The 24,354-nt window shown below is 70.9% G+C and carries 14 protein-coding genes and 1 pseudogene; 2 read left to right on the top strand and 13 right to left on the bottom strand.

Translation table 11 applies throughout. The features are described from left to right. Positions 1-25: 25 nt before the first annotated feature. Positions 26-2,605, top strand: a pseudogene (locus AB0B57_RS26015) (type I polyketide synthase); the annotation flags it as partial. Positions 2,606-2,677: 72 nt separating this feature from the next. Further along, on the top strand, positions 2,678-11,359 hold the full coding sequence (locus AB0B57_RS26010; RefSeq protein WP_357074979.1) for an SDR family NAD(P)-dependent oxidoreductase: 8,682 nt from the start codon (positions 2,678-2,680) through the stop codon (positions 11,357-11,359). Positions 11,360-11,414: 55 nt separating this feature from the next. On the opposite strand, the gene AB0B57_RS26005 is transcribed toward AB0B57_RS26010, so the two are convergent. The 13 genes from AB0B57_RS26005 to lipB all read right to left on the bottom strand — a co-directional run bounded on the left by AB0B57_RS26005 (position 11,415) and on the right by lipB (position 24,167). Further along, entirely contained in the window at positions 11,415-12,356 is a 942-nt protein-coding gene (locus tag AB0B57_RS26005) for a kinase (protein WP_357074948.1), read from the bottom strand. Beyond that, positions 12,353-13,618, bottom strand: coding sequence for an ATP-grasp domain-containing protein (locus AB0B57_RS26000; protein ID WP_357074945.1), 1,266 nt, complete (start codon positions 13,616-13,618; stop codon positions 12,353-12,355). The genes AB0B57_RS26005 and AB0B57_RS26000 overlap by 4 nt, the downstream gene beginning before the upstream one ends. Positions 13,619-13,629: 11 nt before the next feature. Next, positions 13,630-14,919, bottom strand: coding sequence for an MFS transporter (locus AB0B57_RS25995; protein ID WP_357074942.1), 1,290 nt, complete (start codon positions 14,917-14,919; stop codon positions 13,630-13,632). Beyond that, positions 14,904-15,503, bottom strand: a complete 600-nt coding sequence (locus tag AB0B57_RS25990) for a TIGR00730 family Rossman fold protein (protein ID WP_357074939.1) — start codon at positions 15,501-15,503, stop codon at positions 14,904-14,906. Before AB0B57_RS25990 ends, AB0B57_RS25995 begins: the two co-directional genes overlap by 16 nt. A gap of 88 nt (positions 15,504-15,591) precedes the next feature. After that, complete coding sequence (locus AB0B57_RS25985) at positions 15,592-16,164, bottom strand: non-canonical purine NTP pyrophosphatase (protein ID WP_357074936.1); 573 nt, start codon at positions 16,162-16,164, stop codon at positions 15,592-15,594. 16 nt (positions 16,165-16,180) lie between these two features. Further along, entirely contained in the window at positions 16,181-16,861 is a 681-nt protein-coding gene (locus tag AB0B57_RS25980; protein WP_357074933.1) for a YqcI/YcgG family protein, read from the bottom strand. A gap of 52 nt (positions 16,862-16,913) precedes the next feature. After that, positions 16,914-17,570, bottom strand: coding sequence for a class I SAM-dependent methyltransferase (locus tag AB0B57_RS25975; RefSeq protein WP_357074930.1), 657 nt, complete (start codon positions 17,568-17,570; stop codon positions 16,914-16,916). A 28-nt stretch (positions 17,571-17,598) separates the two neighbouring features. Beyond that, positions 17,599-18,705: a pyridoxal-phosphate dependent enzyme gene (locus AB0B57_RS25970; protein ID WP_357074927.1), complete on the bottom strand. Its 1,107-nt coding sequence runs from the start codon at positions 18,703-18,705 to the stop codon at positions 17,599-17,601. After that, positions 18,702-19,499: an SAM-dependent methyltransferase gene (locus AB0B57_RS25965; RefSeq protein WP_357074925.1), complete on the bottom strand. Its 798-nt coding sequence runs from the start codon at positions 19,497-19,499 to the stop codon at positions 18,702-18,704. The genes AB0B57_RS25970 and AB0B57_RS25965 overlap by 4 nt, the downstream gene beginning before the upstream one ends. Then, positions 19,496-20,650, bottom strand: a complete 1,155-nt coding sequence (locus AB0B57_RS25960) for an ATP-grasp domain-containing protein (protein ID WP_357074922.1) — start codon at positions 20,648-20,650, stop codon at positions 19,496-19,498. The genes AB0B57_RS25965 and AB0B57_RS25960 overlap by 4 nt, the downstream gene beginning before the upstream one ends. Before the next feature lie 121 nt (positions 20,651-20,771). After that, the gene (locus tag AB0B57_RS25955; RefSeq protein WP_357074919.1) at positions 20,772-21,983 is read right to left on the bottom strand and encodes a hypothetical protein; all 1,212 of its coding nucleotides are present in this window, start codon (positions 21,981-21,983) and stop codon (positions 20,772-20,774) included. Position 21,984: 1 nt separating this feature from the next. Continuing rightward, positions 21,985-22,929 carry a pyridoxal-phosphate dependent enzyme gene (locus AB0B57_RS25950; protein ID WP_357074916.1) on the bottom strand — a complete coding sequence of 315 codons (945 nt, stop codon included), beginning with the start codon at positions 22,927-22,929 and terminating at the stop codon, positions 21,985-21,987. Between the two features lie 596 nt (positions 22,930-23,525). Beyond that, the gene (gene lipB, locus AB0B57_RS25945) at positions 23,526-24,167 is read right to left on the bottom strand and encodes a lipoyl(octanoyl) transferase LipB (protein WP_357074913.1); all 642 of its coding nucleotides are present in this window, start codon (positions 24,165-24,167) and stop codon (positions 23,526-23,528) included. Positions 24,168-24,354: the final 187 nt, after the last annotated feature.

The raw sequence follows: 24,354 nt of genomic DNA, 5'->3' as shown, positions 1-24,354 counted from the left end.
CAGCGATCAGACAGACGAGGGCGATATGGCGACCGACGAGCAGCTCACCGACTATCTCAAGCGCGCGACCGCCGATCTGCGCCAGGCGCGCCGCCGGCTCCGCGAGATCGAGGACGGGGCGCACGAGCCCCTGGCGATCGTGGGGATGGCCTGCAGGTATCCGGGCGGGGTCCGGTCGCCGGAGGATCTGTGGGAGCTGGTCCACTCCGGCGGCGACGCGATCGCCGACTTCCCGGTGGACCGCGGCTGGGACGTGGACAGCATCCGCACGCCCGCCCCCGACGGCCAGCCGGCAGTAGCCCAGGGCGGCTTCGTCTACGACGCCGCCGAGTTCGATCCGGCCGTCTTCGGCATCTCGCCGCGCGAGGCGCTGGGCATGGATCCACAGCAGAGACTCCTGCTGGAGGTGGCCTGGGAGGTCTGGGAGCGGGCCGGCATCGACCCCGCGTCGCTGCGCGACAGCCGGACCGGCACGTTCGTCGGCGCCTCCTTCCAGGGGTACTCGGCGAACCTGCACTCGGTCCCCGAGGACGTCGAGGGGTACCTGCTCACCGGAAGTGCCGCAAGTGTCGCCTCCGGGCGCCTCGCGTACACCTTTGGACTGGCCGGCCCGGCGGTCACCGTCGACACGGCGTGCTCGTCCTCGCTGGTGGCTCTCCACCTCGCCGGCCAGTCCCTGCGCCGGGGGGAGTGCGAGCTGGCCCTGGTCGGTGGCGCCATGATCATGTCGTCGCCGGAGGTGTTCGCGGAGTTCAGCCGCCAGCAGGGCCTCGCCGCCGACGGCCGGTGCAAGGCGTTCGCGGCCGCCGCCGACGGCACCGGACTCGCCGAGGGCGTCGGCCTCGTGCTGCTGGAGCGGCTCTCGGACGCGCGGCGCAACGGGCACCGGGTGCTCGCGGTGGTCAAGGGCAGTGCCATCAACCAGGACGGCGCCAGTAACGGGCTGACCGCCCCGCACGGCCCGGCCCAGGAGGACGTGATCCGCCAGGCCCTGGCGAACGCCCGGCTCACCCCCGCCGAGATCGACGCCCTGGAGGCGCACGGCACCGGCACCCGGCTCGGCGATCCGATCGAGGCGGAGGCACTGCTCGCCGCCTACGGCAGGGAGCGGCCACGGGAGGACCGGGTCTGGCTGGGGTCGCTGAAGTCGAACATCGGGCACACCCAGGCCGCCGCCGGAGTCGGCGGCCTGATCAAGATGGTCATGGCGCTGCGGCACGGCGTGCTGCCGAAGACCCTGCACGTGGACGAGCCCACGCCGCACGTCGACTGGTCGTCCGGCGGGGTCGAGCTGCTGACCGAGCCCCGACCCTGGCCCGAGACGGGTCGCCCGCGCCGCGCGGGCGTCTCGTCGTTCGGCATCAGTGGCACCAACGCGCACGTCATTCTCGAGCAGGCGCCACCGCCCGAAGGCGAGGAGCCCGCCCACCGGCCCGCCCCGAGCGTGCTCCCGTGGGTGCTCTCGGCCCATGACGCCACGGCCCTGCGGGCCCAGGCCGCACAGATCAAGACTCATGTGGAGGCCCGCCCGGAGCTGGACCGGATGGCCGTCGGTGCCGCCCTGGCCGGGCGGCACACGTTCGGTCACCGCGCCGTCGTCATCGGGCAGGACCGGGACGCGCTCCTGCGCGGTCTCGACCTGCTGGCCGACGGCCGCGACGGTCACGGTGTCGTGGCGGGCGGCGGAAACCAACCCACTGGTGCCGTTTTTGTGTTTCCTGGGCAGGGGTCGCAGTGGGTGGGTATGGCGGTGGAGTTGTTGGGGGAGTCGGGGGTTTTTGCGGGGCGGATGGCGGAGTGTGCGGCGGCGCTTGTGCCGTTTACGGGGTGGTCGTTGTTTGATGTGCTTCGTGGTGTTGAGGGGGCGCCGTCGTTGGAGCGGGTTGATGTGGTGCAGCCGGTGTTGTGGGCGGTGATGGTGTCGTTGGCGGAGGTGTGGGTTTCGTTTGGTGTGCGGCCTGCTGCGGTGGTGGGGCATAGCCAGGGTGAGATTGCGGCGGCGGTGGTGGCTGGTGGTTTGTCGTTGGAGGATGGTGCGCGGGTGGTGGCGTTGCGGAGTCGGGTGATTGGGGAGTCGTTGGCGGGGTTGGGTGCGATGGTGTCGGTGTGTTTGTAGTTGTGGGAGATGCGGGGTCGGTTGGTGCGGTGGGGGGGTGTGGTGTCGGTTGCGGCGGTGAATGGTCCGCGGTCGAAGGTGGTGTCGGGTGAGCGTGGTGCGTTGGTGGAGTTGGTGGCTGAGTGTGTGGCTGGTGGGGTTGGGTTGCGGTGGGTTACGGTGGTTTTTGCGTCGCATTCGGTGCAGGTGGATGGGGTGCGGGAGCGGTTGCTTGTGGTGTTGGGGTCGGTGGTGCCGGTTTCGGGTGGGGTTCCGTTTCATTCGACGGTGACTGGTGGTTTGTTGGATACGGCGGAGTTGGGTGCTGAGTATTGGGTTCGGAATTTGCGGGAGACGGTGTTGTTGGAGGATCGGGTTCGGGGTTTGGTGGGTGATGGGCATCGGGCGTTGGTGGAGGTTAGTCCGCATCCGGTGTTGGTGCCGGCGTTGCAGGAGACGGTGGATGAGTGTGGTCAGTCGGTGGTTGTGGTGGGGTCGTTGCGTAGGGGTGATGGGGGTTTGCGGCGGTTGTTGATGTCGTTGGGTGAGGTTTATGTTCGGGGTGTTGAGGTGGATTGGGGGGTGGTTTTCGAGGGTGTGGGTGCCGGGCGGGTGGATTTGCCCACCTACCCCTTCCAACGCCAGTCCTACTGGCTCACCGAGCGGGGCGCCGGCGCCGGCGATGTCTCGGCGGCCGGCCTCGCGAGCGCGGACCACCCGTTGCTGGGTGCGGTCACCAGCCTGGCGAACGGCGACTCCTTCCTCTTCTCCGGACGGCTGTCGCTGAACAGCCACCCCTGGCTGGCCGACCACTCCGTGCACGGCACCGTCCTGCTCCCCGGCACGGCGTTCGTCGAGCTCGCCTTCCGGGCGGGAGACCAGGTGGGCTGTGATCTCATCGAGGAGATCACGCTTGAGGCCCCGCTCCTGATCCCGGTGCAGGGTGCGGTCCGGCTCCAGTTGACCGTGGGTGAGGCCGATGATCTCGGCCGGCGGAGTCTCGCGGTCCACTCCCGCCCGGACGGTGTCCCGGAGGACGTGCCGTGGACCCGCCACGCCGGCGCCGTCCTGGCCACCGGGGGAGCACCGTCCGCGCGGCCCGCCCTGGCGGACTGGCCCCCCGCCGACGCGGTGCCACTGGACGTCGCGGGTTTCTATGACGCTGCCGCCGCAGCGGGCTACGAGTACGGTCGGGCCTTCCAGGGCCTGACGTCCGCCTGGCGGCGCGACGACGAGGTGTTCGCCGAGGTCGCCCTGGACGAGGAGGAGGAGCGCACCGCCGGCCGGTTCGGGCTGCATCCGGCGCTGCTGGACGCCGCCCTGCACGCCGTGGGGCTGGGCGGGTCCGCGACCGACGAACTCCGGCTGCCCTTCTCCTGGCGCGGCGTGGTTCTGCACCGCACCGGGGCCTCCCGGCTGCGGGTGGCGCTGCGCTCGGGCGGTCCGGACGAGCTGGCGCTGACCGTCGCGGACGACACCGGCGCGCAGGTGCTGTCCGCCGTCTCCCTGGTGACCCGGCCGATCACTCCCGACCAACTCGCGGCCGGTCGACCCGGCCGCGTGGACGCGCTGTTCCGGATCGACTGGACCGCGCTGCCCCCGGCGCAGGAAACCGTTGCCCCGAACCTGTGGGCCATGGTGGGCCCCGACTCGCTGGGACGGGACGGCACCGAGGTCAAGCGCTACCCGAACCTGGGCGGTCTGGCTTTCGCGCTGGCCTCGGGCTCCGTACCGCCGGGCGTGGTGCTGGCCACCTTCCCCGCGGGCTCGGCAGACGTGCCGGGAACCACTCGCCGGGCCGTCCGCACCGCGCTCCGGCTGCTGCAGGGGTGGCTGAAGGACCCACACCTGGACTCCTCGCGGCTGGTCTTCGTGACTCGGGGCGCGCTGGTGGCGAGGCCGGACGAGCAGGTCGGGGACCTGTCGCACGCCGCGATCTGGGGTCTGGTGCGGGCCGCGCAGCTGGAGCATCCCGACCGCATCGCGCTCGTCGACCTGGACGACCGGGAGGAGTCGCTGGCGGCGCTCGAGCGTGCGGTCGCCTCCGGTGAGCCGCAACTGGCCGTCCGGGGTGGGACGCTGCTCGTCCCGGGGCTGGTGCGTTCCGCCCCGCCGTCCGGCGAGAGCGCGCAGCGCGCCTGGGATCCGGAGGGGACCGTCCTGATCACCGGCGGCACCGGGACCCTCGGTGGGGTGCTCGCCCGGCATCTCGTGACCACACGGGGCGCGCGGCACCTCCTGCTGACCAGTAGGCAGGGCCTGGCCGCGGCGGGCTCGGCGGATCTCGTACGGGAGCTGTCGGCGCTCGGCGCCGAGGTCACGGTGACGGCCTGCGACGTGGCCGACCGCGCGGCGGTCGAGGAACTCCTCGCCGCCGTCCCGGCCGCGCATCCGCTGACCGCCGTGGTGCACGCGGCCGGTGCGCTGGACGACGGGGTGGTCGAGGCGTTGACGGCCGAGCGCCTGGAGAAGGTCCTGCGTCCCAAGGTCGACGGCGCGTGGCACCTGCACGAGCTCACCGCCGACCACGATCTGGCCGCCTTCGTGCTGTTCTCCTCGGCCGCCGGTGTCTTCGGCAGCATCGGCCAGGCCAACTACGCGGCGGGCAACACGTTCCTCGACGCTCTGGCGCAGGCCCGTCGGGCCCGGGGCCTGGCCGCCCAGTCGCTGGCCTGGGGCTACTGGGAGGAGGCCAGCGGTCTCACCGAGAGTCTGGGAGAGGCCGACCTGTCACGCTTCAGCCGGCTGGGCATGGTGCCGATGTCGTCCGCAGAGGGTGTGGCGCTGTTCGACGAGGCCACCGCCACGGGGGACGCTGTCCTGGTCGTGGCCCCGCTCAACCTGGCCGCCCTGCGGGCCCAGGCCGTGCCGGGCATGGTGCCGGCGATGTTCCGGGGGCTGGTCGGCGGCGTGGTCCGGCGCACTGCCGTCTCCGGTCCGGGCACCGCGGACAACGCCCTGCTACGGCGCCTGGCGGGTCTGCCAGAAGCGGAGCGGGCGGGTGAGCTTCTGGACATCGTCCGGGGGAGCGCGGCCACGGTGCTCGGCCACGTGACGCCGGACGCGATCGGGTCGGACCGCGCCTTCCGGGACGTCGGGTTCGACTCACTGACCGCCGTGGAGTTCAGAAACCGGCTCGGCGGACTCCTCGGCCTCCAGTTGCCGGCCACGCTGGTGTTCGACTATCCGACCCCGGCCGTGTTGGCTGGCTACCTGGCAGAGCGGGCCTCCGGCCTGGCCGCCGCGTCGCCGGTGGCACCGCTCGCGGCCGGCGCGGCGGTCGACGAACCCATCGCGATCGTGGGGATGGCCTGCCGGTTCCCCGGCGGGGTGGCCTCACCCGAAGACCTGTGGGGCCTGCTGCTGGCCGGCGGTGACGCGATCACGACCTTCCCCACCGACCGCGGCTGGCCCGACGACCTCTTCGACCCCGACCCGGAGGCGTACGGCAAGTCGTATGCCACCGAGGGTGGCTTCCTGCACGACGCGGCCGACTTCGACGCCTCGTTCTTCGGCATCTCGCCACGCGAGGCGCTGTCGATGGACCCACAGCAGCGGCTGCTTCTGGAGACCTCGTGGGAGGCTTTCGAACGGGCCGGCATCGACCCCGCCGCGGTGCGGGGCAGCAGGACCGGAGTGTTCGCCGGAGTCATGTACAACGACTACGGCACGCGGATGCCGTCCGGAATGGAGGGTTTCGAGGGTTACCTCGGCAATGGCAGCGCGGCCAGCGTGGCATCCGGCCGGATCTCCTACACCTTCGGTCTCGAAGGCCCCGCGATCACCGTCGACACGGCCTGCTCCTCCTCGCTGGTGGCCCTGCACCTCGCGGCCCAGGCACTGCGTCAGGGGGACTGCACGATGGCGTTGGCCGGCGGGACCACCATCATGTCCCAGCCGTCCCTGTTCCGGGAGCTCAGTCGCCAGCGTGGGCTTGCCAGGGACGGCCGCAGCAAGTCGTTCGCCGCCGCCGCCGACGGGGCGGGCTTCTCCGAAGGTGTGGGAATGCTGCTGGTCGAGCGGCTGTCCGACGCGCGCCGTAACGGCCGTCGGATCCTCGCGGTGGTCCGCGGCACGGCCACGAACCAGGATGGGGCCAGTAACGGACTGACCGCTCCGAACGGGCCTTCGCAGCAGCGGGTGATCCGGCAGGCACTGGCCGACGGCGGCCTGACGGTCCGCGACGTGGACGCGGTCGAGGCCCACGGCACGGGTACGACCCTCGGCGACCCGATCGAGGCCCAGGCTCTCCTGGCGACCTACGGTCAGGGCCGACCGGAGGACGCCCCGCTCTGGCTCGGTTCGCTCAAGTCGAACATCGGCCACACCCAGGGAGCCGCAGGCGTGGCCGGCGTGATCAAAATGGTGCTGGCGATCCGGCACGGGCTGCTCCCCAAGACGCTGCACGTGGATGAGCCGTCCCCGCACATCGACTGGTCCTCGGGCGCGGTGAAGCTGTTGACCGAGGCCCGGCCGTGGCCGGAGACCGGGCGACCGCGCCGCGCGGGTGTCTCCTCGTTCGGCGTCTCGGGCACCAACGCCCACGTCGTCATCGAGCAGGCCGAGGAGGGGGAGGAGCCCGGTGCCGAGCCCCCGGCGCAGGACGTGCTGCCCTGGATCGTGACGGCCAAGACCGGCAGGGCGCTGCGCGCGCAGGCCGAACGCCTCCTCGACCTGGACGGCGCCGATCCCGTCGGGGTCGGCCGGGCGCTGCTGGCGACGCGCTCGACGTTCGACCACCGCGCCGTGGTCCTGGGCCGGGAGCCGGAGGACTTCAGGAACGGCCTGCGTGCCCTGGCCGAGGGTGCGACCGCGCCGAACGTGGCGCAGGGCACGGCCAACCTGAGCGGCAGGGTCGTCTTCGTCTTCCCCGGCCACGGCTCGCAGTGGCCGGGGATGGCGGCCGAGCTGCTGGAGGACTCGCCGGTGTTCGCGGCCCGGATGGCCGAGTGCGCCGCGGCCCTGTCGCCGTATCTCGACTGGTCTCCGCTGGACGTCATCCGGCAGGCGGCCGACGCGCCGTCCATCGAGCGCCTCGATGTGATGCAGCCGGTGCTGTTCGCGGTGATGGTCTCCCTCGCCGAGCTGTGGCGCAGCCACGGTGTCGAGCCCGCGGCCGTCGTCGGCCACTCCCAGGGGGAGATCGCGGCAGCCTGCGTGGCCGGCGCGCTGAGCCTTCCGGACGCCGCGCGCATCGTGGCGCTGCGCAGCCGCCTCCTCGTGGAGGAACTGCTCGGCCTCGGCGCGATGGCGGCGGTCCGGCTGTCCCCAGCGCTGGCGCAGGAGCGGATGGACCGGTGGCACGGCAGCATCGTGGTCGCCGCCGTCAACGCGCCGGGCGCCGTGCTCGTCGCGGGCGACCTCGCTGACCTGCACGAATTCGTCGCCGAGTGCGAGGCGGACGGGATCAAGGCCAGGGTGCTCTCGGCGTCGGCCGCGACTCACTGCCCCGTCGTGGACAGGGTGCGTGAACCGCTGGTGGCGCTTCTCGGCCCCATCGAATCGCGCCCGTCGTCTGTCGCCTTCTACTCCACGGTCACGGGCGGCCTGGTGGAGACCGGCGGGATGCTCGGCACCGAGTACTGGTTCCGGAACATGCGCGAGCCGGTCGCCTTCGAGACGGCGGTACGGGCGCTGCTGGCCGACGGGTACCGGATGTTCGTCGAGTCGAGCGCCCACCCCGCCCTCTGCACGGGGGTGCAGACCATCGCCGCCGACCTTGGCGTGGACACCGTCGTGGTGGGATCGCTGAGCCGCGACGAGGGCGGCTGGGAACGGTTCGCGGGTTCGCTCGCCGAGGCGTACGTGCGTGGTGTGCCGGTCGACTGGAAGCCCGTGCTGGGCCCCGGTGACGTGCGTGGCACGGAGCTGCCGACCTATGCCTACCAGCGGGAGCGGTTCTGGCTGGACGTCCCCGCCCGGCGACCGGGCGACATGTCGTCCGCGGGCATCGACGCCGCGGGCCATCCGCTGCTGGGTGCCGCCGTCGAGGTGGCCGACACCGGCACGCTCCTGCTCACCGGCAGGCTCGCCCTCGCCGACCAGCAGTGGCTGGCCGGGCACGCGCTGCGGGACACGGTCCTGCTGCCGGGCACCGCCTTCGTCGAGCTGGCGATGCACGCGGCCACCGAGGCGGGCAGCGACCTGATCGAGGAGTTGGCCCTGCACGCGCCGATGGTGCTGCCCGAGGACGGTGCGCTTCGCCTGCAGGTCCTGGTCGGTCCCGCGGACGGGTCGGGCCGCCGAACGCTTGGCGTGTACTCCCGGCCGGAGGGGCTGGACCTGCCGTGGACCCAGCACGCGGAGGGCGTGCTGGCCAAGGGCGCTGCCGGTCCGGCCGGAGCTGCCCTGACGCAGTGGCCCCCGGCGGGCGCGGAGCCGGTCGACCTCGACGGCTTCTACGCCGCGGTCGCCGAGGCCGGCTACACCTACGGACCGGCCTTCCAGGGGCTCCAGGCCGTCTGGCGTACCACTGGCGACAACGTCGAGGTCTACGCCGAGGTGGCCCTGCCGGAGGGGCTGCGCACCGCCGCCGGGTTCAGCGTGCACCCCGCCCTGCTGGATGCCGCGCTGCAGGCACTCGCCGCGGCGGGCGGCACCGACCCGGTGAGCCCCGGCGCTCCGGTGCGGCTCCCCTTCTCCTGGACGGGGGTGTCGGTGCACGGGGCAGCCCCGACCAGTCTGCGGGTGCGTCTCGCCCGCGTCGGCCCGGACACGGTGTCGATCGTGGCGGCCGACGAGTCGGGCACCCCGGTCCTGTCCGTCGACACCCTCGTCGTCCGTGCGATTTCCGAGGAGCACATCGCGCAGCTGCGCGGACGCCATCGCGACGCCCTCTTCCAGCCCGACTGGATTCCCGTCGCGCCCGGTCGACTGACGGCCGGGGGGCACCTGGAGGAGCTGGGCCGCGGCCGGTACGCCGATCTCGCGGAGCTGGTCGGCGCGGTGCGGGAGGGCGCACCGGTCCCGGACACGGTGGTGCTGTCCACCGGTGCGTTCGCGGGCCCGGGCGGGAATGCGGCGGCCGCCGCCCGTGCGGCCGCGCACCGCCTGCTGGCGGAGCTCCAGGTGTGGCTGGCGGCGGACGCGCTGGCCACGTCGAAGCTTGTCGTGGTCACGTCCGGCGCGGCGGTGGTCCGTCCGCAGGACGGTGTACGTCTCGATCAGGCCGCGCTCTGGGGCCTGGTCGGGTCGGCCCAGTCGGAGCACCCCGGGCGTTTCGTCCTCGTGGACAGCGACGGGCACGACGCGTCGTTGCGCGCGATTCCGGTCGCGGCGAGTTGCGGGGAGCCGCGGGTGGCCGTGCGGGAGGGTGCGCTGTGCGCGCCGCGGCTGGCCCGGGTGGCGCCTTCCGGCTCCGCCGAAGGCCCGTGGGATCTCGACGGGACCCTCCTGGTCACCGGGGGAACGGGCGGGCTGGGACGGCTGCTCGCCCGCCACCTGGTCCGGGAGCGTGGGGTGCGCCATCTGGTGCTCGCCTCTCGCCAGGGCCCCGAGGCGGACGGCGTGGCGGACCTGGTGGCCGAACTGGCGCAGACCGGGGCCGAGGTGACGGCCGTGGCCTGCGACGTCGCGGACCGCGAGGCCCTGCGGGGCCTGATTTCGGGGCTCTCCCGTCCGCTGACCGGTGTGGTGCACGCCGCCGCCGTCCTGGACGACGGCGTCGTCTCCGCGTTGACCCCCTCCCGTCTCGACGCGGTGCTCCGGCCCAAGGCGGACGCGGCCTGGCATCTGCACGAGCTCACCGCGGATCTCGACCTGAAGACCTTCGTCCTCTTCTCCTCCGCCGCGGGAATCCTCGGCTCGCAGGGCCAGGGCGCCTATGCCGCGGCGAACGCGTTCCTGGACGCCCTGGCACAGCACCGCCGTGCCGCCGGGCTTCCGGCGCAGTCGTTGGCCTGGGGCCTGTGGGAGGACCTGGCCCAGCGGACCGGCGACGACGTGACCCGCCTGGTCCGCTCCGGAGCGGTGGCGATGTCCGCGCAGGAGGGGCTGGACCTGTTCGACACCGCACTCTCCCTGTCGGCCCCGGTCCTGGTCCCCGCTCCCATGGACCCGCCGGCCCTGCGTTCCTGGGCCGAGGAGGGGACTCTGCCGCACCTGCTACGGGGCCTCGTGCCGCCGGCCCAGCAACCGGTGGCGCGTCCCGACGGTCCGCAGGCTCTTCGCAGCAGCCTGCTGGGCCGGGACGCCGCCGCGCAGGAGGCCGTTCTGGTCCAGCTCATCCGGAACCAGGTCGCCACCGTGCTCGGCTTCGGCGATCCGGACGAGGTGCGTTCCGCAAGCGGGTTCAAGGAGATCGGTTTCGACTCCCTGACCTCGCTGCAACTGCGCAACCGCCTCAACGCCGCCACCGGGCTCCGCCTTCCGGCCACGCTCCTGTTCGACCACCCCACGCCGGGAGACCTGGCCCGGCGGCTGCTCAAGGACCTCTCGTCCGACGGCGTGGCCGCGCAGGCACCGCAGCCGTCGTTCGGCTCGCTTGAGGTCATGTTCCGCCAGGCCTGCGAGCAGGGCAGATTCGATCAGGGCCTGGAGTTGGCGGTGACCGCCTCGGGGCTGCGCCCGCACTTCGACGAGACCTCGAGGGAGGTGAAGGTCCCGGACCCGGTCCGGCTGGCTCAGGGCCCGGCCGGCCCCCACCTGGTCTGCTTTCCGTCCCTGGTCGCCCTGTCGGGCGCCTTCCAGTACGCCCGCTTCGCGGCACCCTTCGCGGGCGTCTGCGAGGTCTCGGTGCTGCCGGAACCGGGCTACTCCGCGGGCGACCCGCTGCCCGCCTCGGTGCGCGCGCTGGCCCGCCTGCACGCCGACGCCGTTCGGACCGTCGCGAACGGAACTCCATTCGTGCTCGTCGGGTACTCCTCGGCCGGCTGGATCGCGCAGGCCGTCGCCGCTGAACTCAAGGCGCGGGGCCTCGTCCCGGCGGGCCTCGTCCTGATCGACTCCTACGCGCCGGACAGTCCCGTCCTGGCGTCCGCACAGGCGGGAATCCTTCGAGGGCTCTTCGAGCGGGAGCGGGACCTCGGCCTGATCGACGATGTGTGGCTCACCGCACTGGGTGCGTACTCCAAGATCTTCTCCGCCTGGACCCCGGACCAGACCGCCCTTCCCACCCTCCACATCCGGGCCGCGGAGCTTCTCGGCGGCGGGACCGCTCCCTCTGCCACGGACGCCGTGGAGGTCCCGGGAGACCATTTCACGATGATGGAGGACCACGCCGCCACGACCGCCAAGGCCGTCCTGAACTGGATCAACGCCCATTGAGGGTGCTGAGGTGGGAGCGGATCACCCGGCCGGTCCGGGTGATCCGTTCCCGCGCTCACCGGAGCCCGCTGCCACCCGCATCGTGCGGCGCCGGCAGGTCGAACGTGAGCCCCCGGTAGACGGACGCGTTGCCAGCGAGGCGGCGGCACGCGGCGACGGTCTTCCTCAGCTTCGAGCGGTACTCCGTCTCGGTGCCGTCGAGAAGAATGCCCAGCGTGGTGCCGCTGTGCGCGCACACCACGCCGAGGCCGTCCACGTCCCGGCAGGTCGCTCGCAACGCGGCCAGCAGCCGTTTCGGCCTCAGCCGCTGGTTCATCTCCGCACTGCGGGTCGCGACTCTGCCGACCTCCGTCAGGTTGCCGGTTCGGACCGCGGCGCCGAGACGGTGCAGCAGGTCCGCGTACTCGTGTTGGTCTCGTCGCGAGAAGGGCTTCGGGAGCCGGTTGAACTCAAGGGTGTCGATTTCACCGCCCTCGTCCACGCCGACCACCGACACCGGAGGCAGCGAACCGAGCGTCGACCGGATGCGGACGGCGCGGTGGTGAAAGGCCACCACGCCTGGGTACAGCACGCCGTCGGTCGGCTCGATGCCGCGCAGGTAGTCCTCGAGCTGCGTCGGGGTCAGCTCGATGCCGAGTACGCCGCACACGGCGTGTGCGGTCGCGACGAGGTCCGCCGACGAGCTGGCGAGCCCCTTACCCTCGGGGATGTCGCTGCGCAGAACCAGGTTGCCGCCCGTCGCCCCCGTCGCGTGGTCGGCGGCGATGAGACGGGCCAGGGTGAGGGCCTTGGTCTTGTGCGGTGGCCAGACCGTCACGTCGTGCAGTTCCGGGTCACGCTGGAAGGTCGCTGTGGACCACCGCGCGATGGGCATGGTGACCAGGAAGTCACCGTCCTCTTCCGGTAGCACTCCCTGCAGCAGTTCTCCGAAGGTGCCGTACGCCCTGCCGACGAAACGGTTCCGCGGGCGGCGCGTGCTGGCCTTCGGCGTGGTCATCGCCCCGCCACCACCGCAGACTCTCCCCGCTGCCGGTCCGCCACGGTCGTGAAGCGCAGTTCACCGACGGCCGCCCTGGCCCGGTCCAGGGCCTCGCGTGCCGACGTGCCCGTCGCCCACGCGTACGCGGGCCGGTCACGGGACATGGTCAGCGGCGAGATCCGGTCGCCGCGACCGACCGTCACCGATACGTCCCGCACGTCCGGGATCAGGCGGGCCGCGTCGATTCCGTCGATCGACTCGATGACGCCGTCGGCGGTTGGCTCGGCGTACCAGATCGCGGCGTAGAGCGGTGCCGTGTCGAAGCGACGCTTCGCCACCTCCAGTTCGTCGAGTACGGACATTCCCACGCTCTGCCGAACCAGCGCGTCAGCGAGGTCGATCGACGAGACTCGCGCAAGCATCTGCGGGATCTCGTCGCCGGCCAGCCGCAGGTGGGTTTCGATGATTCGTACGTGGTCCGGCGTGACGATCACCTCCGTGTGCGTGACACCGGTCTGGACCCCGAGGGCGTCGAGGGCCGCCCCGACCGTGCGCTCGATGTCCGAGCGGACCTCGGGCGACAGCGGGGCGGGCAGCACGTGACCGATCTCGACAAAGCCGCTGGCCAGGTGTTTCTCCGTCACACATGCCACCAGGTGTCGCCCGTGTTCGCTGACGGCCTCCACGCTGAATTCCCGGCCGTGGTGGAACCGCTCCACCATCACCTGCGTGACGTCGAGACTCTCGGCGGCGCTCGTGGTGTGTCGGAATGCCTGGTCGATCTCGTCAGCCGACCGGACGAGGACCACCCCGCGACTGCCCACGCCGCTCAGCGGCTTGCAGATCAACGGGTAACCGGCCTGGTCGCCGAAGAGGCGGATGTCCTCCACGGTGTGTGCCACGGCGGCTGGCGTGTCGTCCACCCCGGCCGCTGCCAGGCGTTGGCGCATCGCACACTTGTCGCTGATGTGCCGGTACGTCTCGGCCGAGGGTGCCGTCACGCCCAACGCCTGCGCGATCGCCGCCGTCTTGTCGGTGTCGTACTCGGTGTAGTTCGCCAGCCACGTCACGGGTGCGACGTCGTTGATGAATCTGGCAGCGGCCACCCACTCCGACACCGCCGCCGACTGGGGGAGCACGACCAGGCGATCGATCCGCTCGGGCTCCTGCAGGTACGGCACCGCCTGCTGCTGACAGATCACACTGGTCCTCAGGCCGGGACGAGCCGCCCGGGCGCGCGGCGGGAGTTCGCTGCCCGCGCCGACGATGAGCAGGTGCAACTCATTCCTCCTTAGTGAGCGGCCGGGGCGGCTGGCGCGGTGGACCCGCGGGTGTGCTGCTCGCGAGCGATCCGCTGCCGCTCGACGAGTCGGAGGGTCGATCGTCGGAAGCCGGCGCCACCGAGGACGAACGTGACCCCGAGCAGAGCCCAGCCGTACGGGCCGAAGCTGCTGACGAGCGCGGTCACCGCGGCCGGTCCGCAGACATCGCGGGCGGACTGACCGAGGCCGAACATCGCCAGGTAGGAGCCGCGCGCGTCGCTCGGGGACAGCGCGAAGGAGATCTCCCAGGCCGCGGCGGCGTGCAGGTTCTCGCCGAGGGTCAGCAGCACGGCGGCGACCGACACGAGCACAGCGGTGACGATCGGTCCGGCGATGCCGACAAAGCACAGGGTCACGCTCGACCCGGCCAGCAGGGCACCGGCCGCGACCGCTGCCCACGCCGCCTGGGGCACGGTCCGGGTGAATCTCGTCCACCACACCTGGCCGGCCGCGGTCAGAACGGTGTTGATGGCGAGGACGATGCTCACCATCGCCGTCGGTGCGTCCTTGTCGCTGGCCAGCCACAACGGCAGCGCCACGAACAGGACGGTGTCGTGCAGCGACAGCACGCCATTGAGGGCGCTCAGCCCGAGGTGTCGCCATCTGCCCACTCGCGCGGCGGGTGCGACGACCTCCGGAAGGGCCGCGGATGCCTCCACCGCGTCGGCGGCGGGGCGGATTCGCCACAGCTGGCTGGCGGTGAAGACGAACGACAGGCCGTTGGCCGCCGTCAGGAGCAGGAAGCCGGTGCGGAGATCCACGGTCAGCACGGCGGCGGCGGCGAGCGCGCCACCGGACATGCCGATGTTCTGGGTCGCCCGCATGACGGCCATCGTCTTCGTCCGGGCCTCGCCGTCGAACAGGCTGCCCACGAGGGCCTGGGTGAGGGGGTAGCTGGCCTTGTCCGCCACTCCGATGACGCACACCAGCACGAGGAAGCCGGTGAAGTCGTCCACCCAGAGGTAGGCGAGGTAGACGACCGCCCGCAGGAGGTGCAACGCGACGAGGGTCGGGCGGAATCCGATCCGGTCGGCGAGGGCGGCGATCGGCATGGCGGCGACCAGGCCGGCGGCGCCGGCTATCGAGATGCCCAGCGACACCTCCCAGGCGCTGAGGCCGATGACCCTCGTGAAGTACATGACGTTGCCGGCGTAGAAGAGGCCGCTGCCGAAGGTGCCGACCAGGGCGTTGACGACGAGGATGCGAGCGGGGCCGGGGGGAATGGCACGGGCCATCCGGGTCGCTAACCGCGGGGGCATGAGGGCTCCGCGTGCGGTGCCGTACCGTTCGCGCCGACGTGGTCGGCGGTCGTCGCCTCGATCAGGGCCATCGCCGTGGCCGGGTCCGGTGCGAACCGCACGAGCTGTGCCACCGGCAGGTCGAAGAAGCCGTCCTCCTCCATCCGCGTCAGCTGCTGCTGGAGCCCGTCGTAGAAGCCGCCGATGTTGATGATCACCACGGGCTTGTCGTGCACCCGGTGTCGCTTCAGCTCGATGACATCCGTCGCCTCGTCGAGGGTGCCGGTGCCGCCCGGCAGTACCAGGACGGCGTCGGAGCGTTCGAGCAGCAGCGCCTTGCGGGCGGCGAGATCGGCCGTGACGATCACCTCGTCCCCCTCGTTGAGCTTCTGCCGCAGCACCCAGCGCAACGACTCGACGGAGACCCCGATGAGGCGACCGCCCGATTCCTGGACGGCATCGGCCAGGATCTGCATCAGACCGGCCTCGGAACCGCCCCAGACGAGATCGTGCCCGTGGCCGCTGATCAGATTGCCGAGTTCCCGTACCGAGCTGGCATAGGACTCGTCGGTGTTGGTGGCGGATAGGAATACGCAGATTCGCACTGACGGGTCTCCCGTGTCTGGTCTTCGGTCGGGTCGGCGGTGCAGCGGTAAGCCAGGTCGTGGTGTCCGTGTGGACGGACACCCGGGCTCACGAGGGGTTGCGGTCGGGTTGTCGCTCCGCCAGCCAGGCCACCGCCTGGCGCAGGGGCGCGGCGCGCATGGTGTGGTGCATCCGCTCCGGGAACGACATCTCGCCGAGGGTCATGCCGGTGTCGCCGACCTCGAAGACGGGGGTCCATCCACCGAGGTCGCCGCGCGGGCGGACGATCCGTCCGGTCGTCTGCCCCTGCCACACGCCCGTCTCGTCGCGGTAGACGATCCCGACCGCGCTGACCGCGGTGGCCGCCGTCGGTCCCTCCGCGGTGAGTGCCTGGTACAGCCGGTCCGTGCCGAGTTCCTCGACGAACCACTTGATGAGGGCACCCGGCAGCGTGCGCCAGTGGTGCACGAAGAGCCCGGTGTCCTCGACCAGGACCGGCTTCGTGAGGCCGGCGGCCGCCACCTGGTGGAGCTTGTGACGAACGACCACCGCCGGATCGGGTGACTGGATCTCCGTCAGTTCGATGTCCAGCGGCTCGATCCCGGGGATGATCTCCCGGGCCTCCTCAATCTTGATCTTGTTCTGGCTGGCCAGGTAGGCGACGACCATGGGGGAGCGCATCCTCGGATTAGACGTGTCACAGGACTGGCATGTCGTACCACCGCACGGGTGGGTCGCCATGCGCCAGGGGGAGTACGAACTTGTGTGCCTCCAGCAGGTGGGTGTCGTAGGACTGACCGGCCCGGGCGAAGCGCTTCCGGATGCTCTTTCGCACCCGGCTCGGGTCCCGCCCGAGGCGGAGGTGGAACGAGCTGTCGGGTTGCAGCAGCACGAAGACCTGGTCCGCGATGCCGAAGGTGTACCTGCTGTGGTGGGAGCCGTAGAGCGGGGCGAAGACGGCCATGAAGTAGTCCATACCCGCGTACGACAGACGCCAGCGAGGCTGTTGGACCAGGTCCGGGTCCACCGCACGAGGCTGGCTCGGGTCGCCCCGTAGGAGAGCACGCACGAGGGAGTGTGTCAGGCGGCCGAGGCCGCGCAGGTCGGCGGCGTCCACCAGGGTGAGCGGGAACCGGAGGACGAACGCGTCGAGTCGGTCCCGTTCAGCTCGACCGGTGAAGCTGGTCAGGTCCGCCAGCGCGCGGTCCAGGTGATCGTCGATGGGGCCGCCTCGGTAACCCGGGGCCGCGACGAGGTTGGCTCCGCTGGCGAAGGGGCATCGCGTCTGCGCGGTCAGCGGGCGGATCGCCTGCAGGGCAGGGATCCCGTCCCCGGTGGGCCACCGGCCCGACTCGCTGTTGACAGTAGAGACAGTCACGGCATCGGGCTCCTCCACGAGACTCACAGGTCCGGACCCAGGTGTCGGAGCTCTAGTCGCGGTCGAGGCGACGTTCGGCGAGGACGTGCCCCCACTGGTGGTAGTGGTCGACCGGGTAGTCGAGGTGCGCCCGGTCGAGGGTGGGCGCCATCGCCCGGTTGTGGTGCACGTGCCACTCGGGGCGGCTGTGGAAGTACTCCTTCCACCACCCGGCCTCCGGGCAGTTGGGCCGGCCCTTGTACTTCTCCTCGTAGGGGAGCATGTAGTCCACGTAGAGCAGCCCACCCAGCCGTACACAGCCGCCCACCAGGTCGACCATGTCGGCGAGGTCGTGGCCGATGTTGTTCGAGTACTGGAGCGCACCGCTGGTGAAGACGCCGTCGAACCGACGCTCCGGCGGTGCGTCGACGAAACTGCCGTGGTGGATGTCGACCAGCTCCTCCAGCCCCTCCGTCTTGAGGCGGGCGGCGAGCCCCGGCACATGCACCCTGCCGCTGCTGTCCTCCTTGTAGCCGCCGAAGAGGGTGATCTCGTCGATGTCGGCCGCCCAGACCCTGATGCCCCGCCGGGCGGCGGGCAGCACGAACTTCCCGTCGGCGCAACCGAGCACGGCCAGGGTGAGCGTCTCGCCCGGCGCGGCCGGTGTCAGCCGCCGGAGGAAGTGGTAGAAGCGCTTCGGGGGTGCACCCCACAGACTCGCCGTCTTCATGGGTGTTGTCTCCTCGTTGCCGGGGCTGTCACAGCCCTTTGAATAGGTGAGAGGTGGTGATCAGTACTGTGCGATCGGCGGACGGAATGACGTCGCGTCGCCGTAGGTCGTCGTAGCCGGCCAGCACGGTGCAACTGCTGATCTCCCAGGTGTGCCCGTGTCGGCTCGCCCGCTCGTACCAACTGGTCGCCACGTCTTCGGGCACCACCACGACGCTGCCCGCACTACGGGTCACCGCGGCCTGGGCCTGCACGGTCGTGCTGTCCCCGGCGATCGAGTGGAGGCTTCCGGCGCTGTCGGGGAAGCGTGTCGCGATGTCCCGGCCGGCGAGCACCGCGGACAACCTGGGGAAGGGTTCGACCAGGTGAAGGCGTGGCACGGGACCGCCCGTCCGGGCCGACCACTGGGCGAAACCGAGGTGGATCCCCCACGCCAGGTCGCCACGGCTCGACGGAATCACGACGTGGTCCACCCCGCCGGGTACGTCGGCCGCTATCTCCCAGGCGATGGCCTTGTAGCCCTCGATCCCGAAGCAGCTACTGCCGATGACGATGTCGGCGACGTTGGAGACGGCCAACGAGTCGTCGCGGTCGGCCGCCTCCTTGACGTACCGGACACGTTCCTCGTCCGTGTCGAAGGTGCGCAGGTCCGCTCCGAGCCCGCGCAGCGGCCCCGCGAGCGATTCGGGCAGCCAGGTGAAGCCGGCCACCACGGCCCGCAGGCCGACGGCGGCGGCGAAGGCGGCCGTGGCCAGCCCGGCGTTGCCGGAGGATCCGACGACGACACGCTGGTAGCCCGAGGCCTTCGCGTGGGTCACCGCCATCGCCGCGAACCGGTCCTTGTGGGATCCGGTCGGATTCGCCGCCTCGTTCTTGACGAGCACCCCGTCGAGCCAGGGCAGTGGGAACAGCGGCGTGTGCCCCTGGCCCAGATTGGGGACCACCGGGTACGGCACCAGTTGGTCCTGGCGTACCGCCTCGGCGGGGTAACGGCAGAACAGGTTCGAGCCGTGGCCCGCCGCGGCACAGGAGGGACATCCCAGCGAGTAGTCGCCGACCGGATGCTGGGTGCCACATCGAATGCACTCGAGGGCGGTGACGGCGGTGCCGGTCGGCGGTCGTACCGCGTCCGTCATGTCACGTCCCAGATGTACCCGTGGGCGGAGGCGTGGTCGACGCCGGGTACGCAGAAGACGGACTCGTCATCGGACCGCTCCCACAGGTGCAGGCTGTCCTGGAGAGGCGCCTGCTCCGGCTTGTCACCCCGGTCGTCCCCGAAGCCACTGAACAGGTAGGTGGGTGTGTCCGCCGGCCGGTGCCGCAGGAGCGCGTCCCGCAGGAGCAGGAAGCGCCGGCGGGCCAGGTCGGCGGCCGGCACGTCGGTCGGGTAGCGCTCCGGCTTGGCCTCACCGTTGTGGCGCAGCATGTAGGCGACGACGCCGAGCCCTGCGGCGGCAACGCCCTCGACCTGCCGTCGGATCTTCTCCTCGGTGTGGCTGTAGAGGCAGAGCGAGATGACGCAGATGCCGCCGTTGAACGGCGCCCCCAACCGTGCCGACGCGTACTGCCAGGCCGAGAGCCCGGGGAGGACCCGCACCCGCGGCAGGCTCCGAGCATCGGCGATGGCAGACAACTCGCTGATGAGCGGGCCGGCCATGCCGAGGAGGCCAGGATCCCCGCCGGACACGATGACCACCTGTGCGCCGGCCTGGGCGCGGTCCAGGGCGGAGCGTGCCCGAGCGGCGAAGACGTTGTCGGTGGTGTCGGTGAGCGTCTGCACGTCGAAGCACTCCGCGCCGTCGCGCACCAGGTGCCGCACGGAGGCGATGAAGTCCTCGTGCCCGATGACGACGTCCGCCTCCTGGAGGCTGGTCCGTGCCTCGCTTGTGACATCCCCGCCATAGCCGATGCCGATTACCGAGATAGTCACTCCTGCACCACCAATTCGAGTTCCTCCTGCACTGCGGCCAGGGCTTCTTCCACCTGTTGCTGCGTGTCGGCGGCGACGATCACAAAAGCGGGTCGGTCGCCGAGCACCTCCTCCGTGGTGATCTCGTCACCGACGTGCCACGGGAACTCCAGCTGAACGACGTGCGGCAGGTATCGGGCTCGGTGCACCCCGCTGTGGGCGCGCACCCGGCCGGGCGACGGTCGCAGGAAGCGCACCGCCGCGACGCGGTGGTACTGCGGCGTGAGGTGCGTGGCTGGGGCCAGCCCCAGCCGGGCTGCCAGGGCCAGCCGCACCATGTCGATGCCGAGGGCTGCCTGGACCAGCTCGCGGATCTTGCCGCCGCCGTGGCGGGTGTGGGTTTCGAGGACTTTCGGTCCGTCGGCGGTAAGGATGATCTCGGTGTGGGTCAGGCCGTGGCGTACGCCGACAACGTCCAGGAACGTGCGGACCGTGTCTTCGACCGCACGGGCCTCGGCGGGGCTGAGTGCGACGGGGAAGATGTGCCCGTACGCGACGAACTCGGTGGCGTCGCCCTTCGTCCCCAACTCGGTGCTGGTCAGCCCAATGATCGTGTGCTGCCCGTGCTGGCTGAACGCCTCCACCGACAGCTCGCGTCCGCGCAGTTCCGGCTCCGCCAGATAGGGATAGCCGTCGGACGGCGGCGAGTCGCCGGTCTGGTAGCGCTTGACACCCTCCGAGCCGACGCCGGCGACGGGCTTGACGATGTACGTCTCTCGGGCCTCGCGCAGGAACGCCGCGAACTCATCCTGGCAACCGAGCCGGAGCCAGGGCAGCCGCAACTGCGGTGTCTCGTCCAGGCTTTCCCGCATCAGCGACTTGTCGATCGTGCGGCGGACCACCTCGGGGCTGTTGTCCGGCACACCGAGCAGGGCGTTCACCTCGGCGGACAGGCTCATCGCGACCTCGGTGAGCGTGAGGCAGGCGTCGGCTCCGCCGATTGCGGCACGGGCGATGGCGACGATGGACTCGGGGCCACGTTTCAGGTAATCCGCGTCCGCGAGAGCGCAACTGCCGGCGGGCAGATCCAGGATCGAGACGAATGTGGGCGTGTCGATCACGAGCACGTCGGCGCCGAGACGCGTTGCCTCCTCGACGGTGTGTCGGGTCACGCCGAGGAGAATCAGTTTTGCCTTCACCTGTTTGCCTGTCGGAATGGCGGCATCAATGTAGAGGCCCCTTGTCTGTCGAAGCCAGGACGGGAGGCGCTGTAATTGTTGGTGAGCGCTACAGCTATTCGAGGACGAGGCGAATGTGACGGGCGCCAGCATGCGCCCGGCGCAGCGCCTCGCCGGGGGTGGCACCGGTAGCGGTGACCGTCCCGTAGTTGGCGCTCTGATCTGTCGTGTTCTCCACGACGGTGCCCGGCCCGAACACCTCGTGCCAGCGCACGTTGCCGGGGAAGAATGCCAGATCCTCGACTCCGAGGATCTCAGCAAGGCGTCCGGGACGGGGCAGGTGCTTGTCCACCTGCGCGAAAGCGGCCGCCTGTGGTGCGGTCCTCGCCAGCTCGACGTGCTGCTGGCCCAGGTCCGGGACCAGTGCCTGACTGATCATCAAATGGTAGGGGCTGATCCCGTTCACCATTTCGATGCTCTCGCCGATCAGGCCACCGCCGAGCCGGCTGTTCACCTCGACGATCTCGAAGCCGCTGCCCGTGTCGACGAATTCGACATGCGACGGACCGACGCCACGGTCAATCGCCTCAAGCACCGCCGCCACCCAGCGGCGGACCCGGTCCTCCCAGTCCGTCCCGCGGCCGACCGGATAGGTCATGTCGAGTTCCCGGAAGTCGGGTAGTTCCGAGATGGTCCTGCTGGTGACGCCGCAGAGCAGCGTCCCGGCGGTGGTGGTGTAGGTTTCCGCGCTGTACAGGGGGCCGAAGGCGTAGGGCTCGACGGCCACCCGCTCCGGCGGCAGGCCACCCTCCACCAGCCGCGAGATCATCTTCTCGGCGTCCTCGACGGACCGGGCCAGCAGGACGTCACGGCTACCCGTGCCGGCCGCGTCCTTGACGATCAGCGGCCCGGACCAGGGCTGCTCGCGAAGGCCGAGCCAGTGCGTCGCGCGGGCGGCCCTGCCCTTGCTGAGCCCCGCGTCCACCAGGGTGTTGCGGACCCAGACCTTGTCCCTGAGGCGGTCCGCGTGGCGCAGCACGTTGACGAAACCACGCTCCGCGGCGAGCATTTCGGCAGTCGCTGCCCAGGTGTCGGTGTTGGAGATAAGGCCGTCCACGGGGGCGAGCGCATCCAGGGCGCGGCGAATCGCGTCGATGTCGAACGTGTCGACGTCGACCACCCGCACGTGGGGGTGCCTGGCCAACTGCCGCCGGTAGTACTTGCGGTCGAAGGTCATCAGCACCAGATCGATCCCGCGCTCCTCGGCGGCGCGGGACAGCCGATCCAGGCCGAAAGCCAGAGCCTCCAGCAGCACGACCCTCGTCATGTCACAGGCTCCGCTGTGGCGTGGAGAAGGCGGTGCCGTGCCGCACCCAGTCGGTCCTGCACCAGGGCAGACGAAGGTCGTCCTGGTGGGTGATGAACAGCGGCAGCGACGGGTCCCGGGTCACCACCGGATCGGTCGAGGCGAAGACCTCCGGTACGTAGCGGTGCCCCGTGTCGGCGGCGACGAAGACGACCGGCTCACCGCGCCTCGTCGGACGCTGCTCCAGCGCCCAGCCCGCGGTCAGGTACGCGGCTCCGCTGGACAGGCCGGCGAACACGCCGTGGTGGCGCAGCAGGTCGACGCTGCCGGATCGGGCGTAGTCGAAGCCCATCCAGTGCACGGACCGGAAGGCGGCGTAACGGATGTTCCCGAAGTAGATGCCACTGCCGAGACCGGAGATCAGGAACTTGGGATCGTTGATGTCCTGGCTGCCGAAGGACACGCTGCCGAAGGGCTGGACGCCGATCAGGTCGACGTCGACGCCGACCTCACCCAACGCCGTCGCCAGGCCACCGGAGGACGCCCCGCTGCCCACTCCGGTCACCAGCGTCACCCGGTCGGCGCGCAGGCTTTCCGCGAGTCTGTGGGCGATCGGCTGGTAGCCGGCGTAGTGGACCGGGTCGTGATACTGGCTCATCCAGTGCGCCCGCTGGTGGTCCTTGACGTATTCCACCACCCTTTGGACGCGCTCCGCCTGATCGAGGCTGGCATCCCGCGTGGCACGTGGCTGGTCGACCGTCGCGCCGAGGAACTCCAATTGTGCCTTCAGTGTCAGGTCCACACTGGGAGACGCGACGATATGGCATTTAAAACCGAACTTGTGGCACGCCAGCGCCAATGAGTAGGCATAGATTCCACTGGAACTGTCGACAAGCGTGTCCCCGGGCCTGATGCGGCCCTCGTCCATCAACTGCTGAACAGCGCCCAGTGCGGAAGCAACCTTCATGGTCTCGAATCGGAGAACATAAAGGTTGTCTCTCAGGCGTATCAGATCCTCACGCGCTAACGCGTCGGCAACATGGTCAAACAAATTATCCCCCGTTATTTCAGCCAACCCTCATGTGCGGGTTCGCGGATATCGTCGCCACTCACTGCTGGAGCTGGCGCAACTGGGACCACGGGCTACATGCCGGGCTGTCACAGCTCCATGCGAGGCGACGTCATCGTGACGGGAACGTTAGTCGCAACAGGCATAGACGGCAACCCCAGTATGACTGTCAGATAGGTAATCGCGATCTACCTGCGAAAACACTGTCTTCTATGGCTGTTGCCGTTCGCCTGGACAGTGCGAATCCGATGGCCGGGCCGTCGTTGAGTCGCGCGGGTTACGCCCCCCGCCCGCCCGCCCAGCCCGGGCAGGCTGGCACCGGCGTCGCGCAGTGACTGGTCGAGCGGGAAGCCGCCGCTCGGCGTCGTGTCGCCGTCAGCCGAGCGGACTCACGCGCCAGGGGAGCGGATGGCCCGCCGCTCGGCGTCGTGTCGCCGGCCGCTGGGCGGACTACACGCGTCAGGGGGAGCGGACGGCCCGCCCTGGCGCGTGAGTCAGGCCGCGATGAGGGTGCCGAGTCGGCGCTCGACCACCGGGAGCACGTCGGCGACAGTGATCGGGCGGCCCAACTCGGCGGTGAGCGAGGTGACCCCGGCATCCCGGATGCCGCACGGCACGATCCGGTCGAAGGAGGTCAGGTCGCAGTCGCAGTTGATCGAGAAGCCGTGCAGGGTGACGCCCCGGGCGACCCGGATGCCGATGGCGGCCACCTTGCGGGCCGGCCCCCGGTCGTCCTCGGGCACCCAGACACCGCTGCGCCCCTCGACCCGGCCGGCGGTCAGCCCGAACTCGGCGCACACGTCGATGAGCAGCTCCTCCGTGCGGCGGACGTACGCGACCACGTCCACCGGGTCGGGCAGCCGCAGGATCGGGTAACCGACGAGCTGCCCCGGCCCGTGCCAGGTGATCTTGCCGCCGCGGTCCACGTCGACGACCGGAGTGCCGTCCGTGGGCCGGTCCCACGGCTCGGTGCGCTTGCCCGCGGTGTAGACGCTCGGGTGCTCCAGCAGCAGCACGGTGTCGCCGCGCTCGCCAGCGACAACCGCCTCGTGCAGGCGCCGCTGCTCGTCCCAGGCGGCCTGGTAGTCGAGCAGGCCGGCGCGGACGGCCGTCAGGCCGGGAGTCGTCGTCGTCACGGCGTCCAGCCTAGTCCCGATGTCGGCAATCGTCCCTGGTGAGCCGCCTCACCGGCGGCCCCGCCGCACCGACTCGGGCCCCCGACACCGGGTCGGTCGGGCGGCGACGGCGCGGGCGGCCGACGACGGCCGAGCACGACGCCCCCGGTAGGTGGGCGCGGCGTCGCGGGCCGGCAGCGGGAGGCTC

Source organism: Micromonospora sp. NPDC049101 (genome assembly GCF_040648675.1).
Taxonomy (GTDB): domain Bacteria; phylum Actinomycetota; class Actinomycetes; order Mycobacteriales; family Micromonosporaceae; genus Micromonospora.
The sequence above is the reverse complement of the archived record's forward strand: the minus strand, read 5'-3'. Positions and strand labels throughout refer to the sequence as shown.

Bases quoted from the DNA above. Each gene is read 5' to 3' on its own strand.
- AB0B57_RS25955 (WP_357074919.1), bottom strand. From the start codon at position 21,983: ATGACGAGGGTCGTGCTGCTGGAGGCTCTGGCTTTCGGCCTGGATCGG.
- AB0B57_RS25995 (WP_357074942.1), bottom strand. From the start codon at position 14,919: ATGCCCCCGCGGTTAGCGACCCGGATGGCCCGTGCCATTCCCCCCGGC.
- AB0B57_RS25975 (WP_357074930.1), bottom strand. From the start codon at position 17,570: ATGAAGACGGCGAGTCTGTGGGGTGCACCCCCGAAGCGCTTCTACCAC.
- AB0B57_RS25950 (WP_357074916.1), bottom strand. From the start codon at position 22,929: ATGAAGGTTGCTTCCGCACTGGGCGCTGTTCAGCAGTTGATGGACGAG.
- AB0B57_RS25985 (WP_357074936.1), bottom strand. From the start codon at position 16,164: ATGCGCTCCCCCATGGTCGTCGCCTACCTGGCCAGCCAGAACAAGATC.
- AB0B57_RS25970 (WP_357074927.1), bottom strand. From the start codon at position 18,705: ATGACGGACGCGGTACGACCGCCGACCGGCACCGCCGTCACCGCCCTC.
- AB0B57_RS26005 (WP_357074948.1), bottom strand. From the start codon at position 12,356: ATGACCACGCCGAAGGCCAGCACGCGCCGCCCGCGGAACCGTTTCGTC.